Source organism: Zobellia uliginosa (assembly GCF_018860745.1).
GTDB lineage: Bacteria > Bacteroidota > Bacteroidia > Flavobacteriales > Flavobacteriaceae > Zobellia > Zobellia uliginosa_B.
On the sequence record NZ_JAHKPY010000012.1, the window covers coordinates 79,638 to 96,603 of the forward strand.

Consider the following 16,966-nt stretch of genomic DNA (forward strand, 5'->3'; position numbering starts at 1 on the left):
TTATCTCAAATCTTTGTTTGCCTCCATGCGATAAGCTTCCCTCGCACTTCATAGTATTAGTTTTGGTAAGATTTGGGTTTTGATTCTAACCCATATTGAATGTTTATAATAACTATTGACTTTTGTACATCAAATACCTTCTACATTTCTCTTTGCGGAGATAATATCGTTAATTGATTTCTTACTATCTGGGCCATTCCATCCACTATTGATTTTTTCCAATAGCCCCTTTTTTAAACCTTCTCTGTGAAGCGCATGTAGTTGGAGCGCATCTTGAACTATTTCAACCTTATCTTTAAAAGCTCCCGATTGTATTAATTTTTCGATATACTCCTCGTCCTCCCCTCTCAATTCAATATCCATTATTAAATTTTAAATTACGATTATCGATTTACCTGCAGATGATTACTTAAATATACAAACTCTATTACGACTACAGATATCTGTAATTATAGAATTATATAAATGTATAACTTGTGAGAAAAAAGTTTCTTTTTATTCTCATTCTTCCATTACTTTTGGAAACCAAGTGTAGCCTTCCCTAAAAATGGGCGTGGCTACTTTTCAGTTAAGGTTACATATGCTATTTAAAAAGTATTAGAGATACCTTCCTCATGCAACATTTCAATGTATCTATAATTCCGCTAAATGGGTCCAAACTTTATTTTACTTTTTCTACATTCTGCTCAGTTGCTTTTGGCGAAGAATTTGTTGTGAGTTTATTAAAACTTACATTAATCCCCATACCAACCCACAGGTCGCCTTCATATCTCCAATTGACATCACTATCCGCTCTACCCAAATTGTCCATCCCGATAAATATACCAACATTCACAAATTGGGCTGCTTTAATTACGCCACCAAAGGAAAAGGTAAAGGCCGATGCAGTTCTAGGTGCCGCAACATCACTATTTTTTTCAGTAAGGTTAATCTCTGTTAACCCCAGACCAAAAGAGGCATCAAACCAAGATTCTTTATTATATTTTGAACCGAACCCCACTATAAAATTGGCCTGAAGAGAGAGACTCGATTCAAAGTCGAAATTATCATCTCCACCAATCCCTCTTAATCTAAAAGGAACTGTGTAAGCCCCTGCTGAAAACCCCTTAAAACGTTTATAAATTTGCCTTGTAATATTCTCATATTCATTTACGTCCATCGAGAATATATATTCTTTTGTAGGGTCAGATGCATCAGGAGAATTATATGTATTAAAGGCCGATGATGTAGCTTCTCTAAATCTCCAATATTTAAAATATGCTTTACCTTTTTTTTCATAGAGGTAGGTTGTTTTATAGCCTTTTATAACAGGAACCCTATCAGTATCTCCATTTACTCTGACTTGTGAAGTAAAGGATTTAGAGAGCATGGTCGTAAACTCATGACTACTATTTTTAATCAAAGCAATAGTGTCACTTTCTTTGACAAATAGAAGCTTTGTGTTTTTGGTCCCGCTTAGAGAATTACTGCTGGATTTGGGAGTGGTTTGAGCGAATATCATTTGAACGCATAACGAAAACGTACAAAAGAGAAATACATCTTTCATATCACTTGATTTTAGTTGAAAAACTGATGGGGGGGAACTGATGGGGGGAAGTACTTTATCCTAAAAATAATAATTTTTCTATAATTGATCAATATACACTTAAGATATTTACAAAAAATCATAAGCTTTTACCTACAAAACTTCCTTATAATCTGGATTAAATAAAAGTTTTTTTATGTTACAGATTTCTGTAATTATAGAATTATATAAATGTATAACTTGTGAGAAAAAAGTTTCTTTTTATTCTCATTCTTCCGTTACTTTCGAAAACCAAGCTCAATTTTATAATTCATGGCCTTATTTCAGTCTTCAGTTCTTAAATCACACCTTGCACTACTTGACTCCTCAGAAGTTGAAAAAGCATATAAAAAGTATCAAAAATATTTCTGGAACACCACGATTCAAGAAAACATAAAAAGCGCTAAAGAAGAGCAGTACCAAGCAACTTTCTTAAATGAGCTCTTTGTGAATATTTTGGGGTATACTTTGTTTCCTAGCCCCAACCCTAACCTTACCACAGAGTTCAAAAATCAGAAAAACGCTCGTAAGGCAGATGGTGCTATTCTTAAAGACGGGTTAGCAATTGGGGTCATTGAGTTAAAAGGCACCAAAACAAAGGACCTTGAAAGTATACGTAGACAAGCCTTTGACTATAAAGCAAATCAAAAAGGATGCGTGTATGTGGTAACCTCCAACTTTGAAAAATTACGGTTTTACATTAATGATGCTACGGAATTTGAAGAGTTTGATTTATTTGCACTTTCTCAAGAGCGGTTCCAACTACTTTATTTATGTCTTCACATAGACAAAGTGCTTAAAAACGTTCCCTTAAAAATTAAGGAAGCTTCAATTGTAGAAGAAGAACAGATTACAAAGGACTTTTACAAAGATTACTCTTTATTCAAAAGAGAACTTTATCGTGACCTGGTTAAAAGAAATGCTAGGACAGTAAAGGCAAAGTTAAGTGGGGCAACACTTCCTGAAAACCAAGAAGATATTTTACGGCTTGAGAAAAACGTAAAATTAACCTTGTTCAAGAAATCTCAAAAACTGATTGATAGATTTCTTTTTATCTTTTTTGCCGAAGATAGAATGCTATTACCCTCTAACTCTACGCTACAAATACTGAACAAATGGAAGGACGATTGGGATTTTGGTGATGAACGCCACTTATACGACCTTTTTAAGCAGTATTTTAATTATTTAGACCTAGGGCGAAAGGGAACAGAGAAACGTTCTGAAATCTACGCATACAATGGCGGACTCTTTAAACCTGATGCTATTTTAGATGCTGTAGAAATAGATAGTGAAATGTTGCATAAATATGCGCTAAAACTATCTAACTATGATTTTGAGAGCCAGGTAGATGTGAACATTCTAGGTCACATCTTTGAAAACTCGTTAAATGAAATTGAGAGTATCAATGCCGAAATTGAAGGTGGCAATTTTGACAAACAAACTAGTAAGCGTAAAAAAGATGGTGTTTTCTATACCCCAAAATACATAACCAAATATATTGTAGAAAATACCGTAGGTAAATTATGTAATGAAAAGAAAACAACACTAGGTTTTGCCGAAGAAGAATATTTTAAAGGACGTAAAAACCGAAACAAATCTACCATTGAAAAACTTATAACCATCCTTGATACCTACCGTGATTGGTTACTAGAAATAACTATTTGTGACCCTGCTTGTGGTTCAGGCGCATTTCTGAATCAAGCCCTTGATTATCTCATAAAGGAGCATCAATATATAGATGAGCTTAAAACCAAGGTTCTGGGTGGTGGATTCCAATTTCCGGATATTGAGAATACCATATTAGAGAATAATATCTATGGTGTAGACCTTAATGAAGAATCAGTGGAGATTGCTAAACTATCCCTTTGGTTACGTACCGCACAACCACGACGCAAGCTCAATGATTTAAGCAGTAACATAAAATGTGGCAATAGCCTAATAGATAGTAAAAGTGTTGCCGGAGATAAGGCATTTCATTGGGAAACCGCTTTTTCTAAAGTGTTTAAAAAAGGTGGTTTTGATGTTGTTATTGGGAATCCACCATATGTCAGACACGAACTTTTTACTGAAATTAAGCCATTCTTGGACTCTAACTATGAGGTTTATCATGGCCAGGCTGATTTGTATGTCTATTTCTTTGAAAAGGGAATTGATATTTTAAAAAACAATGGCCTCTTCAGTATCATAGTAGCAAACAAGTGGTTAAAAGTTTCATATGCAGAAGAATTAAGAAATTGGATGCTTAAAGTTCAGGTTAATGAAATAATTGATTTTGGCGATTTACCTGTTTTTTCAGATGCATCTGCTTATCCTTGTATAATAACATTAGAGAACTCTGAAGTTAAAAAAGACATTGAAGTTACGACAGTTGAAAATTTAAACTTTTTTAGTCTAAATGACTATGTATTATCAAAGAAGTATTATGTAGATCAAATTGACTTAACTAAAGATTCTTGGAGTCTAGTTAATAAGAATCAAGCAAATCTGTTGAAAAAATTAAACAGTACCAAATCTACATTACATTCATATACAAAAGGTATTATTCGAAGAGGTATCGTAACAGGAATGAATGAGGCGTTTGTTATAAATGAATCCACCAAAAAAAGGCTAATACAAGAACATCAGTCTAGTAGTGAAATTATCAAACCTTTTCTTGCTGGAAGGAACATCAATAAATATTCAATTCAATTTAACAATACCTATGTAATCTTCACTAGACGTGGAATTGATATTGATAATTATCCCGCCGTCAAATCTTATCTAGAGACATTTAGGAAACGCCTAGAGCCAAAACCAAAAGATTGGAAAGGAAATTGGCAAGGCCGGAAAATGGGCACATATGAATGGTACGAAATTCAGGATAGCATTGATTATTATAAAGAGTTTGAAAGAGGAAAAATAATTTACCCTAATATTTGTAATGAACCTAGTTTTTGCCTTGACAATGAGAACTTTTATACGAACCAAAAATGTTTCATTATTCCAATTGAAGACCAAGCATTACTTGGGGTGATGAACAGTAGTGTTTTTAGTTTTCTATTTGAAATGAACCTACCAAAATTACGTGGTGGTTATTATGAACCTAGTTATGTCCACATCAAACATTTTCCACTCCCACTTTTTAATGATCGGATAACAGAGGAACTGGAAGAATCGGTCGTTAATATTTCAGGATTAAATAAAAATTTAAGTAACCTAATTAAGAAATTTGTGTCTTATATATCTTTTAAATTTTCATTACTAAAATTTTCTCGAAAACTTGAAAACTGGCACGATTTAGATTTCAACAACTTCATTAAAGAGCTAAACAAAGCCATAAAAGCCACTAATAATCAACGTGCTAAAGATGCCGTTATTAATTTAGGAGAAGCTGGTAAAGAAACAACACCTTACGAGGTTATTCTACCACTTTCTAAAAAAGATGAGTTTGAATGGATCGAGCTCTTTGAGGAAAACAAAAAGAAAGCCGAAGAGTTGCAAGCTCAAATAAACCAAACTGAGAAAGAGATTGATGCAATGGTTTATGAGTTGTATGGGTTGACTGAGGAGGAAATTAAAATTGTGGAGAATAGTTAATAAAATATACAATGTAATTAATAAAATTTACCAGACCATGAACGAAGATACTTATAAGATAGGAGATGTAGTTACGTTAAAGTCTCACCCGTTGGCATTTCAACCTAATGGAGAGATAGACGCATACGTAAATCAAATCCCTCCTTTTATGTGTATTAAAGAGATTCACATTGAGAAAAAGAAAATATTATTTAGTAAAGAGAAAGAAGATGCAAAAATTGCGGATTATGTCAAGTATCTATGTACCTATTTCAATCAACATAGAATGATATTTGAAGAAAAATATGTTTATCATGATTTTTTAATACCACTTAAAGATATAGTTTTCCATAACAATGATGAAAAACTTCAAGATAATCACGTAATACTGTCAGAAGAAACTTCTAAATATTCCATAGCTAAATACAAATTTGGTGAAAGAGTTTTTTTTAAAACCTATAAGTTAGAAAAAAGAAAAAAATTTAAGACAGCCGGTCACGATCGTAATTCAACAACTAAAACAACGATGACCCATACCTCTCCTGCATTTGTATTGAGTGGTTTTAAACCAAACGATCAAAAAAATATTTACAATCAAAAAGACGGTAAAATACAACGTGAATGTTCGAAAGAATTATATAAAATTACATGGTATAATGCATATCAAGAAAAGTTTTCGGAAGAATATTTACCCGCTGAATTTCTAACGGACGACTTGCGAATTTACCAATCCATAAAAAATGGAATTGTACCATTATCGAAAGATAAAAGTTAAATTCATTAAATTTGAAAGCAAATAGGAAGCTCTTTACATTTAAAAGTAACATCTACTGTACCGTGGTGAGGTAAAACTCCAATCAATCAGACCTTTAGTAATTTAAGGGGATAATAAATACGTAGATTGATTTTAGCGTACCATTTCCAAGTAAATGTCAACTCCATCGATGGATTCAACATTTACTACTATTGGTATAGACAGCAGAATTAAGGCATACAGCGATTTCTGGTAGTGTTTCTTCATATTTAGGAACCTTAAGGTAAGCGATGACATTATGACTTCTATTAACTGTTGCATCAAGAACCGTAACAACAAAAAGTGAACCGAGAATTCGGTTAGTGGTACAACTAATTTTATTTAGTGTTATGTACTTTTAGTTAACTAGCTTTGAGAGCTTCCTTATTTTTAGTCTATGCACAACATACCTTCAACTAAAAAGGACTGGTTTAAAGACCGCGGTTATCTTCATTTAACTAATAGAATTAGTAAACGAGATAAAGAAAAAGTCTTTAATTATATCTCCAATCCTGATAAAGTTAAAAAGCATAAATTTTCACCTTTCATTTTAAAACAAACAGACACAAGACGATATAAATATTCTCAAGATTTAAATCGGAAATCGCATAAAGCCGTAGATGACAAAGGGCAAATTACATCTAATTCTAAAGTGCGCCCCATAATGTATGCTACGCACATTGATTCTCATATTTATTCTTATTACTCCCACAAAATCATTCAATTAAAATACGAGAAATACCTAGAAATCGATAGCGAATTAAATTCAAGCGTCACTGCTTACAGACAAATTATCAGTGATGATAAAGTGCGCTTTAAATACAATGTAGACTTCGCAAAAGAAGTCTTTGATGAAATTAAGGATAGAAAAGATTGCTCTGTTTTAGCCTTTGACATAGAAAATTTCTTCCCCTCATTAAATCATAGTCAATTAAAAAATATATGGTGTCACATATTAGGTACAAAAAGCCTGCCCCGAGATCATTACACCGTATTTAAATCAATAACAAATTTCAGCTATTTTTTTTATGATGATTTGCGTGAGAGACGCAAAGGAAATTTAAACGAAAAAAACATTAGTAACCTTAAAAATATAGGGAAATTTCAATTTTTCGGAAATTATCAAGATTTTAAGGAGACTGGAATTCAGGTATATAAAAATCAAAAGAAAAGAGAAGGGATGATCTCCGGGATTCCTCAAGGACTACCTATTAGCGCAATGCTAGCAAATTTGTATATGCTTCCTTTCGATAAAAACATCGTTAACAAACTAGTCAGGTTACGAAATTGCTACTACAGGAGGTACTCGGACGATTTAGTTTTAATATGCCATAACGACGATTTAGATTTGGCGGAAAAAATAGTTAGGGATGAAATATCTAAAATTAAACTAACGATTTCCAAAGCTAAGACCGAAAAGTTTAATTTTAAAACTGTTAATAATCGGTTGGAGTGTTTCAAAATCAAAAACGAACAAATCATTCCAAATTCGTACTTACAATATCTCGGCTTTGATTTTTATGGACACAAAACTTTAATTAAATCTGCTAATGTTAGCAGATTTTATCGTGAAATGAAAGAAAGCATTGCTATGAAAGCTAAGCGAGTTAAAGCTGTTCAAGAAAAACAACTTACTGAAGACGCTATTATTTTTAAAAGAAAAATATATAGACTCTATAGTTTTAAAGGTATTAAATCGAGAAAAACCCCTGCTATAAAAATCACTTTTGAGGAAGGTAAACTTATCAAAAAAAACTACTCACGGAAGTACAGAGGTAATTTTGTTAAATACGCATATCGAGCATCTGATATTATGGAGGCTCCGGAAATAAAAAGGCAGCTAAGACGTCATATGCTCATACTAAAGAAGTACAGTACAAATTTTAATTTTGACAATTCCCCGAAAATATAAGGTTTAGGAGTACTATTGAAGTATTAATCTAACTTATAAACTTAACCAAACTGTAAAGACTTGAGTTCCTTTAACTGTTGGGTATCCATACCGCCGTACTTGCGCTTCCAGCTATAAAAGGTACCTGTGGTTATACCCTTGTCACGACAGATGTCGGTGACCTTCATTCCTGAATCGTACTGTTGGAGCATAGATACTATCTGTGCTTCGGTAAATCTGCTTTTCTTCATAATCTAAAAATAGTTGATTTTTAAACTGTTTGAAAAACAGGGAAGCCTTCAAAAACAGGGAAGCCTTCATAATTATATATATTATTAAGTTTCTATATGTTAAAACATATAATTAAATATTGAAAACTGAATTAATTGCGGTAATTCGAGCTGTATTATCCACCTGATGATATTGATTAAATGACTTTATATCTGTGTGGCCACTAATACTCATAATAGTTTTGTCTGCAATACCTTTGTTACGCATTATGGTAATGAAACTCCTTCTGGCAGTATGTGTCGAAATGCGCTCATAAAAAGGTTTTACAAACCTTTCTTGGACCACACCTTTAGTTCTTGAATATTCTACATCATGATCAAATCCCATCTTTTGGATAACCACCTTTATAGCATCATTCTGCTTTTGATTGGAAATTAAAGGGAGTCGATAATCATACTTTTTTAATATGTCAATCGCAATTTGCGACATAGGAATAAGACGAGTAGCTTTGGTAGTATTCTTCTCTTCTTTCAACATAATACAATTTGATGCAGTAACAACCCTCTTGTTTATTAGTTTTAACTCTCCATATCTCATACCTGTCAGGCATTGAAAAACAAAGGCATCTCTAACCTTCTCTAGATGAAAAGTACCTACTGGAGTTTTATATAATTCAATAATTTGATCTAGAGTTAAAACTTCCTCTCTTGTCAATACCCTTTGCGGTTTTTTGAAAGTATTGAAAGTGTTATTATACGAATAATTATTTCTGTACGACCATAGCATAAAAGTCTTAAAAAGCCCCACATTTCTACTGAAAGTGTTCGTATAATGATTTTTATACTCGTAACAAAAGTCCGTGAAGTCCGTGAAAAAGGTTTTATTTATTTTACTGAATGTAAGTTTATAGTTATAAACTTGCTCAAATTCTTGAAGTAGATTTTTAATGTTAGTATAGCGTTTGATGGTAGACTTTTTCCACTCTTTCAGCTTTGTTTTCTCTTCTGTAAACTTATCATATACTTCAAAAAAAGAGCTAGCCGTATCTACTCTTTGAAAAATCTTATCAAAATGTTCCTTTAACAGGATACTATCAAAGGCTTCTTCACTTCTTTCCCATTGAGAAGTGATTGTATCAAACTCGTCTTCAAAGTCTCTTAACCGCTTCAAAATTTTACCTAAACTTCTAGAAACATTCCTACCTGTTCTATAGGGCCATTTATTATCAAAATCCCAATGCTCCGGTAAAATTGATTTTTGCGTAGAGTACACAAACTTCTTTTTTTCCTGATTGAAGTAACAGGAAAACATAATCAAGGTTTCGGTTTTGGACTTGGGTTTTCTGAGGTAAAAAGAATATTTCATAATTTTTAAAAAATTCAATTAATTAATGCGTTGACAAAATCGTTGACAAAAATGTTATATCTGTATACTAAAAAAAGTTATAAACAGACATAAAAAACAGAACTAATCAACTGTTTTTTAGAAACATACACATTAAAATTGAATATCTAAAACTATAAGAAAGAATAGCCTCCGGCTCCACATTTAAACCCCGTGAACCCTTTGTTTACGGGGTTTTTTATTTTCAAATAAAAACGATACTGCCGTAAAAAACTCAACTAGTTTAATGTCACATTTTGAAAAATTCAGGCGATTAGAACAGCTTAAAAATACCATACCAATTATTTAGTAGAAAGTATTATTTTTAGAAACATGATGCCCTATAAAAATATGGCGGTGGTATACTAATCAAAAACAATCGGATTTTGAGAGATTTTTTTAAAACAGCAACCTATAAAAAGGGTATCGGTACAGGAAGCATGAATATGCTATTAGGCATAGTTCTAATAGGTTTATGGTCCGGTAATATTGCCTACGCACAAGATAGAATTACAGGGGAAAATTTTGCTGGCCGTTCAGAGGTTATCGCTACCAACGGAATGGTTGCCTCCAGTCACCCACTGGCTACACAAATAGGATTGGATATTCTCAAAAAAGGAGGTACGGCCATAGATGCGGCCATTGCTGTTGATGCCGCACTCGGACTCATGGAACCCACAGGAAGTGGAATTGGAGGAGATTTATTTGCCATCATTTGGGATGAAAAAAACCAAAAACTACACGGTCTAAACGCTAGCGGACGCTCGCCAAAAAGCCTAAAACTGGAGTACTTCAAGAAAAATGATTTAGAAAAAATACCTTCCACAGGACCGTTGCCTGTGTCCGTGCCCGGTTGTGTGGATGGTTGGTTTGAACTTCATAAGAAATTCGGAAAATTAAAAATGACCGAAATTCTAAATCCCGCGATTCAGTATGCTGAAAACGGATTTCCTGAGACCGAACTTATTGCCTATTACCTAAAGTCGGTCACGTACTACAGTAAAAAGTATCCAAATGTTACCGAAACATATACGAATAATGGAACTGTCCCTAAAAAGGGAGATATTTTTAAAAATCCTTATTTGGCAAATACCTACAGAACAATTGCGAAGCAAGGCCGAGATGCTTTCTACAAAGGAGACATTGCTAAAGTAATTTCCACTTTTATTAAAGAACAAGGCGGTTTTCTTTCTTATGATGACCTTAGTGAGCACCATTCCGAATGGGTAGAACCCATCTCTACCAACTATAGGGGGTATGATGTTTGGGAACTACCACCCAATGGTCAAGGTCTTGCAGCACTCCAAATGCTGAACATTATAGAAGGGTATGATTTTAGCGCTATTGATTACGGTAGCGCCCAACACTTACACATTGTAAACGAAGCCAAAAAATTGGTTTTCGAAGACAGGGCAAAGTATTATGCCGATCCCAGTTTTTCTTCCATACCTGTGCAACAGCTACTATCTAAAGACTATGCGACCGAACGTAGAGATTTAATAAATCCTAAAAAATCAGGTGCCTACGAAAGTGGCAAAGTAGACCATACAGGTACCGTTTATTTGACGGTAGCCGACAAAGACGGGAATATGGTTTCGCTTATACAAAGTAATTATAGAGGTATGGGTTCGGGCATGGTACCACCTAAATTAGGATTTATGCTTCAAGACCGTGGCGAGGCTTTTACGTTAACACCTGGCAAACCCAATTCCTACGAACCGGGCAAACGTCCTTTTCATACCATCATACCCGGTTTTGTAACCAAAGAGGGAAAGCCTTTTCTGAGTTTTGGGGTTATGGGTGGTGATTTTCAGCCTCAAGGTCATGTGCAGATTCTTATGAATATTATCGATTTTGGAATGAATGTACAGGAGGCAGGTGATGCACCCAGGTTTGAACATATTGGTTCTTCTTCAGTCGTTGGTGAGCCTTCAAAAGGAAAAGGCGAAATTTTGCTTGAAAGCGGATTTGAATTTGATGAAATCAGAAAATTAATGTCTATGGGACACAAAGTAGGTTTTGGCGGTTACTACGGCGGTTATCAGGCCATCCTTTACGATGCAGAAAGAGGCGTTTATTTTGGCGCTTCAGAATCCAGAAAAGATGGTCAGGCAGCGGGATATTAATTAAACCAAGTTTTACAATAACGGTTGTAAAACTTCCCATACCGTATTTGCCACAATCTTGTGCCCCTCAATAGTAGGGTGAATACCATCAGCTTGATTCAACGAGGCAATACCACCAACATCTTTCAAGATAAAAGGGATGAAAGCGATGTCATTCTTTTTGGCGATGTCTTCAAAGAGTTGTTTGAATTCGGTGGTGTATTCTTGGCCCATATTGGGAGGCAACTGCATACCGGCAAGAACGATTTTTATAGCCGGACTTTTAGCTCGAACCACATCTATTATGGCTTGTAGATTTGAGCGGGTTTCAGCTAAATCTACACCACGAAGGCCGTCATTGGCACCGAGTTCCAATACGAAAATATCAAGGTCTTGTTTCACTACCCAAGCTATTCGGCTTCTACCTCCAGCAGTGGTTTCGCCACTCACCCCTGAATTAATTACCGTATAATCCAAACCTAAAGAATCTATCTTTTCCTGCACAACGGCCGGGTAAGCTTCATCGGTATCATCAAGACCATAGCCGGCGGTAATACTGTCTCCAAAAAACAGAATACGTTTCGTTTCAGTATGGGGCGTTACCGCCGTTTCAGTTTGTTCTGAAGAATTTTGGACCTCGTTCGTTTTTTCTTTTTTAGTCTCGCCACAGGAAAGTAGAAACAGGGCTATAAAAAAATAACTAAACTTTATGAGTTTCCGCTCCAATGACACTGGTAATTTAGAACGGAAATCTTTATTATGCGGCTTGAACATAAATGGTATTTAAATTAAAATCATGTCAAAGATATTAAAGATTACCGGTTTGGAGCGAACCTACACAAGCGGTAACAAGCAATTAACAGTTTTGCACGACATTACTTTTGATGTTGAGAAAGGACAGACTTTTTCAATCGTAGGACCCTCGGGAAGTGGCAAAACAACCTTACTGGGTTTATGTGCGGGGTTAGATGCGCCAAATGCAGGTTCTGTAGAGTTATGCGGACAAGATTTAAATACCTTAGATGAAGACGAGCGCGCCCAGTTACGTAATAAGGAAGTGGGTTTTATATTTCAGAATTTTCAACTGTTGCCCACGCTTACGGCCCTTGAAAACGTAAGCGTGCCTTTGGAGTTGCAAGGTGCTGCAAATGCGATACGGAAAAGCACTGATTTATTGGAAAAAGTAGGTTTAAAAGACCGTTTACATCACTATCCCTCACAGTTATCAGGTGGCGAACAGCAACGTGTGGCGTTGGCCAGGGCCTTTGCAAATTCTCCTTCCATCCTGTTTGCTGATGAACCTACGGGAAATCTGGATACCGAAACCGGTGAAAAGGTGATTCAGCTGCTACTGGATTTAAATAAAGAAAACGGAACAACATTGGTCATCATCACGCACGATATGGAATTAGCCAACCGCACCCAGCAAATATTGAAGCTTAAAGGCGGAAAAATAGTAACCAATCAACCTACTACCGCATTTTGAAGAACGCTACATCTAACGAAAACATACAGGCTCCTTGGCTTTTTAAAATGGCGTGGCGCGATGCCAAAGCCAGCAAAGTACGATTGCTCCTGTTCATGGCCTCCATTATTCTGGGCATTGCAGCGGTCGTTTCCATTCAGTTGTTCAGCACAAATTTAAAGGACAATATTCAGCGTCAGTCAAAAGCTTTGATGGGGGCCGATTTTAAAATTGATTCCAAACAAATACCAACGGAACGAGCACAAGCGATTATCGATTCATTACAGCCCGATGCACAGGAAGTCAACTTTGTTTCTATGGCCGTTTTCCCTAAGAACGGCGGCACTAAATTGGTAAAAGTACGCGGACTAGAAGGCGATTTTCCTTTTTATGGGGAAATAGAGACTGAGCCTTCTGACGTATCCACTACCTATCAAGAAACAGGTGGTGCATTGGTAGATGCTACGCTGATGCTACAATTTAATATGAAGCAAGGCGATTCTATAAAAATAGGAGAACTAACGATTCCTATTGCGGGTGCGCTAAAAGCCATTCCGGGCAGCACTGCAATTTCAACTTCGGTGGCGCCTCCGGTCATCATTCCTTATCGCTATATAGCGGCAACGAAATTACTACAATTTGGAAGTCGAAAAGAATATCAATACTTCTATAAGGTTCAAGATACGGTCAATCTAAAAAGACTGCAAGACAATCTGGAGCCCGAACTGGAATTGGAAAATGCCGATTTGGACACCCACACGAGCACTACGAACCGTTTGGGTAGGCGTTATGACAATGTGGGCAAGTTTCTGAACTTAGCTGCCTTTATCGCTTTACTCTTAGGGTGTATCGGTATTGCCAGTTCAGTACATATTTACATCAAGGAAAAACTGAAAGCCATTGCGATTCTAAAATGTATGGGTGCTTCCCGACTTCAGAGTTTTCTGATTTTCTTGATTCAGATTGCCGGAATAGGAGCTATTGGTGGTCTCGTTGGATCATTAATCGGTATTGGTATACAAGAATTGTTTCCGTATTTGCTTAAAGAATTTTTACCTTTCGACCTTGAAATTACGATTAGCGTTCAACCCTTGATTATTGGTGTGCTGCTTGGGCTTTTTATGTCCGTTTTATTTGCACTGCTTCCCTTGCTAAGAACTTGGTACGTATCGCCTTTAGATGTGCTACGGGTTGATGAAAATTCGTCTCAAGAGCCACAATCCATACGAGCAATGGTATTTGGGGCTATTCTAATATTCTTGTTTCTATTTTCCTTTTGGTTGATTAGAGATGCGATGTATGCTTTGGCCTTTGTTGGTGGCACTCTAATTACATTTGCAGTTTTAGCCCTTGTAGCTACACTTTTTATAAAGATGGTGAAACGTTTTTTTCCAAAGCATTGGAGTTTTACGGCACGGCAAAGTTTACTCAACCTATTCAGACCCAATAACCAAACGGTGGTCTTGGTCGTTGCCATTGGTTTGGGAACGTTCTTGATAAGCACCTTATATTTTACCAAAGACATACTGTTGGCTAAAACAGAACTTGGAGACACTTCAGAAGCTGCCAACATAATTATCTTGGATATTCAGCCGGAACAACGTGATTCGGTTGCACAAACTATAAACGGCAAAGGTTTTCCAGTACTCAACAATATACCTTTGGTGACCATGCGAATGCAAAATATCAATGGAAAATCCGTAAGCGAACTCCGAAAAGATACCACACACCAATTGCGCAGATGGATTCTCAATCATGAATTTAGAACCACCTACCGCGATTCCCTTACTCCTTCTGAAAATTTGCTGGAAGGCACATGGGCTCCAGAAATAAAGGAAGGCGAGCCTGTAATTATTTCTATTTCAGATAATTTGGCCAGAGATGCAAAACTGAGTATTGGCGACCCTGTGGTATTCAACGTGCAGGGGGTTTTGATGGAAACTACGGTGGGTAGTATACGCGAAGTGAATTGGGCGCAAATGCAGCTTAATTTCTCCGTGGTATTCCCTAAGGGTGTTTTGGAACAAGCGCCTCAGTTCAATGTTTTTACCAGTACTATTCCGGACGAAAAAGGCTCGGCACTTTTGCAGCGGGATTTGGTCGCTAAATTTCCAAATGTGACCATTATAGATTTACGGCAGGTTTCTACCTTACTAGAAGACATACTGGACCAAGTATCCTGGGTCATCAATTTTATGGCGTTTTTTAGCATTTTTACGGGCATTATCGTACTTATTGGCTCCGTTAGAACAAGTAAATACCAGCGCATCAAAGAAAGCGTACTACTCCGTACGTTGGGCGCGAAAAACAAACAGATTTTAAAGATATCCGCTTTGGAATATGTGTTTTTAGGTCTACTGGGGAGTTTAGTCGGGATTATTCTCGCCTTGATAAGCAGCCTGTGTTTGGCCATATTTATTTTTAAGGAACCTTTTGCGCCGTCATTTATTCCGTTTGTGGTGTTCCTACCAGGGATTACCTTACTGGTATTGGCCATCGGTCTCAGTAATATTCAAACGGTATTAAGAAGTTCGCCTTTGGCGGTGTTACGAAAAGAAGGATAATTAAGTAGCTTTTTGGGGATGAGCCATTTCTCTTATTCCGAAGATGCTAACAAACGAAAGCATAGCACAAAACAAACCTCATAAACTAGAAGCTTATGGGGTTTGTTTACTTTGTTAAAGAAATTTATATCGAAACACATCGCCTAAAATTTCTGTTAACTATTCAATTTCACTTAATCTATTTAGAAAAACGTCAACATATAAATTCTGCATTTCAGTACTTAAAAAAGAAGTTGATATTAAATGGATTACAGCATCTTTAGAATTATGAAAACGCGCAAAAACATTAGCTATCTGTTTTTTATTTAAACCAAGTCCGAAAGCAAAATCTACAAAATGCTGCTTTTTGAATTTTCTCCTTTTTCCGGCAATACTCAATGCCATATCCTCAGTATCTTCAGGGTTTAAAATAGCAACGTTTAACAAATCATATGCGGAAGATAAGGCCCAACCAGACGACGTATTAATCATAGAGAAATTTTTTAAATGCATATCGTTATTTCCTGTTAAGAAGCTAAAGATGGTCAACTCAAAAAATCGTAACATATCTAGTAGTGTGTTCTCAGCATATAAATTGATAGCTTTACCAACCTTCTCCATTGATCCTTTATACTTATCAAAAGCCTCCGTAATCTGAAACATATCTAACATATGAATCTTATTTCCATCTTTAGTCCTGTCAATTCGCTTTGTAATGTACGAGAGTTCTCCTGAGGCCAACCGTATCAATGAATGCGGTACAACATTAATAGTATACAGATTTGCCAATTTCATCGTTAAATGTTCATTTTCTGGCATTTCAGGATATTTTTTTGATGGTGGTTTAAAGATATAATTACCTCCTAATGCTCCTACTACGGTTAGCCGACTATCCTTACCCTTTTCATCCATTACAGACATAGAGAGCTTAGGTTGTACCCCAGGGACGGACACACTACGTTGAACTACTTGTTGAGCCAACTCGTTCATTTGGTTTAAGCTGTACTCTATTCTAGGTGGTTTTTCCGTTCCAAAAAATTCAAGACTACAAGATTCATGAAAATCTTCTCCATCTTCAATTTCTCCATAACAATACAAACACTTACTCATCATTAATATTTACAGGTTCTACGCTTACAGCCCCAATACAATTTTGGCAACAAGCCAATAAAAGTCCCATTCTGTCATTTCTGTTTATCTTCCAACTTTTAGTAGCGATATCGAGTAGCCATCCTTCAGGTATCAAGCCCTCAAAAAACGGAAATAATCGCTTATCTGTGTAACTTTCTTTTCTAACAGGAAGGTTAAATGTGATAAACTGATTGGGGTATTGTTCTGTATATTCATGATCGTAACCAAAGGTATAATCGCCACCATCTGTTTCCGTAAGCAAACCGCAGAAAATAGTATTATAGAATATTTTAGCCTGTCTCATT

Annotated in this window: 13 protein-coding genes; 6 read left to right on the top strand and 7 right to left on the bottom strand. The window is 35.8% G+C overall.

Annotated features, from left to right (window positions below):
- Nucleotides 1-129: 129 nt before the first annotated feature.
- Entirely contained in the window at nucleotides 130-363 is a 234-nt protein-coding gene (locus KO521_RS11695) for a ribbon-helix-helix domain-containing protein (RefSeq protein ID WP_215940102.1), read from the bottom strand.
- A 298-nt stretch (nucleotides 364-661) separates the two neighbouring features.
- On the bottom strand, nucleotides 662-1,546 hold the full coding sequence (locus KO521_RS11700; protein WP_215940103.1) for a hypothetical protein: 885 nt from the start codon (nucleotides 1,544-1,546) through the stop codon (nucleotides 662-664).
- A gap of 291 nt (nucleotides 1,547-1,837) precedes the next feature.
- Here KO521_RS11700 and KO521_RS11705 point away from each other — a divergent pair, with 291 nt between their 5' ends.
- The 3 genes from KO521_RS11705 (at nucleotide 1,838) to KO521_RS11715 (ending at nucleotide 7,824) form a co-directional block, all read left to right on the top strand.
- Nucleotides 1,838-5,140, top strand: coding sequence for an Eco57I restriction-modification methylase domain-containing protein (locus KO521_RS11705; RefSeq protein ID WP_215940104.1), 3,303 nt, complete (start codon nucleotides 1,838-1,840; stop codon nucleotides 5,138-5,140).
- Nucleotides 5,141-5,177: 37 nt separating this feature from the next.
- Nucleotides 5,178-5,894: a hypothetical protein gene (locus tag KO521_RS11710; RefSeq protein WP_215940105.1), complete on the top strand. Its 717-nt coding sequence runs from the start codon at nucleotides 5,178-5,180 to the stop codon at nucleotides 5,892-5,894.
- Between the two features lie 415 nt (nucleotides 5,895-6,309).
- Nucleotides 6,310-7,824: a reverse transcriptase domain-containing protein gene (locus tag KO521_RS11715; RefSeq protein ID WP_215940106.1), complete on the top strand. Its 1,515-nt coding sequence runs from the start codon at nucleotides 6,310-6,312 to the stop codon at nucleotides 7,822-7,824.
- A 41-nt stretch (nucleotides 7,825-7,865) separates the two neighbouring features.
- Here the strand turns inward: KO521_RS11715 and KO521_RS11720 are convergent, their stop codons facing one another.
- Both KO521_RS11720 and KO521_RS11725 read right to left on the bottom strand, forming a co-directional pair.
- The gene (locus KO521_RS11720; RefSeq protein WP_215940107.1) at nucleotides 7,866-8,054 is read right to left on the bottom strand and encodes a transposase; all 189 of its coding nucleotides are present in this window, start codon (nucleotides 8,052-8,054) and stop codon (nucleotides 7,866-7,868) included.
- 112 nt (nucleotides 8,055-8,166) lie between these two features.
- The gene (locus tag KO521_RS11725) at nucleotides 8,167-9,399 is read right to left on the bottom strand and encodes a tyrosine-type recombinase/integrase (protein WP_215940108.1); all 1,233 of its coding nucleotides are present in this window, start codon (nucleotides 9,397-9,399) and stop codon (nucleotides 8,167-8,169) included.
- A 404-nt stretch (nucleotides 9,400-9,803) separates the two neighbouring features.
- On the opposite strand from KO521_RS11725, the gene ggt reads away from it, so the two are divergent.
- Complete coding sequence (gene ggt, locus KO521_RS11730; protein ID WP_252730055.1) at nucleotides 9,804-11,543, top strand: gamma-glutamyltransferase; 1,740 nt, start codon at nucleotides 9,804-9,806, stop codon at nucleotides 11,541-11,543.
- Between the two features lie 12 nt (nucleotides 11,544-11,555).
- Here the strand turns inward: ggt and KO521_RS11735 are convergent, their stop codons facing one another.
- Nucleotides 11,556-12,296, bottom strand: coding sequence for an arylesterase (locus tag KO521_RS11735; RefSeq protein WP_215940109.1), 741 nt, complete (start codon nucleotides 12,294-12,296; stop codon nucleotides 11,556-11,558).
- Nucleotides 12,297-12,318: 22 nt separating this feature from the next.
- Between KO521_RS11735 and KO521_RS11740 the strand changes: the two genes are divergently transcribed.
- Nucleotides 12,319-13,008 (top strand): ABC transporter ATP-binding protein, encoded by a 690-nt coding sequence (locus tag KO521_RS11740; RefSeq protein WP_215940110.1) that lies wholly within the window; start codon nucleotides 12,319-12,321, stop codon nucleotides 13,006-13,008.
- Nucleotides 13,009-13,055: 47 nt separating this feature from the next.
- On the top strand, nucleotides 13,056-15,551 hold the full coding sequence (locus tag KO521_RS11745) for an ABC transporter permease (RefSeq protein ID WP_215940696.1): 2,496 nt from the start codon (nucleotides 13,056-13,058) through the stop codon (nucleotides 15,549-15,551).
- 159 nt (nucleotides 15,552-15,710) lie between these two features.
- Here the strand turns inward: KO521_RS11745 and KO521_RS11750 are convergent, their stop codons facing one another.
- Nucleotides 15,711-16,643, bottom strand: a complete 933-nt coding sequence (locus KO521_RS11750; protein WP_215940111.1) for a HipA domain-containing protein — start codon at nucleotides 16,641-16,643, stop codon at nucleotides 15,711-15,713.
- The gene (locus tag KO521_RS11755) at nucleotides 16,633-16,965 is read right to left on the bottom strand and encodes a HipA N-terminal domain-containing protein (protein WP_215940112.1); all 333 of its coding nucleotides are present in this window, start codon (nucleotides 16,963-16,965) and stop codon (nucleotides 16,633-16,635) included. Before KO521_RS11755 ends, KO521_RS11750 begins: the two co-directional genes overlap by 11 nt.
- Between the last annotated feature and the right edge of the window lies 1 nt (nucleotide 16,966).

Coding starts and splice junctions, on each gene's coding strand:
- KO521_RS11695 (WP_215940102.1), bottom strand. CDS start 363: ATGGATATTGAATTGAGAGGGGAGGACGAGGAGTATATCGAAAAATTA.
- KO521_RS11700 (WP_215940103.1), bottom strand. CDS start 1,546: ATGAAAGATGTATTTCTCTTTTGTACGTTTTCGTTATGCGTTCAAATG.
- KO521_RS11705 (WP_215940104.1), top strand. CDS start 1,838: ATGGCCTTATTTCAGTCTTCAGTTCTTAAATCACACCTTGCACTACTT.
- KO521_RS11710 (WP_215940105.1), top strand. CDS start 5,178: ATGAACGAAGATACTTATAAGATAGGAGATGTAGTTACGTTAAAGTCT.
- KO521_RS11715 (WP_215940106.1), top strand. CDS start 6,310: ATGCACAACATACCTTCAACTAAAAAGGACTGGTTTAAAGACCGCGGT.
- KO521_RS11720 (WP_215940107.1), bottom strand. CDS start 8,054: ATGAAGAAAAGCAGATTTACCGAAGCACAGATAGTATCTATGCTCCAA.
- KO521_RS11725 (WP_215940108.1), bottom strand. CDS start 9,399: ATGAAATATTCTTTTTACCTCAGAAAACCCAAGTCCAAAACCGAAACC.
- KO521_RS11735 (WP_215940109.1), bottom strand. CDS start 12,296: ATGTTCAAGCCGCATAATAAAGATTTCCGTTCTAAATTACCAGTGTCA.
- KO521_RS11740 (WP_215940110.1), top strand. CDS start 12,319: ATGTCAAAGATATTAAAGATTACCGGTTTGGAGCGAACCTACACAAGC.
- KO521_RS11745 (WP_215940696.1), top strand. CDS start 13,056: ATGGCGTGGCGCGATGCCAAAGCCAGCAAAGTACGATTGCTCCTGTTC.
- KO521_RS11750 (WP_215940111.1), bottom strand. CDS start 16,643: ATGATGAGTAAGTGTTTGTATTGTTATGGAGAAATTGAAGATGGAGAA.
- KO521_RS11755 (WP_215940112.1), bottom strand. CDS start 16,965: ATGAGACAGGCTAAAATATTCTATAATACTATTTTCTGCGGTTTGCTT.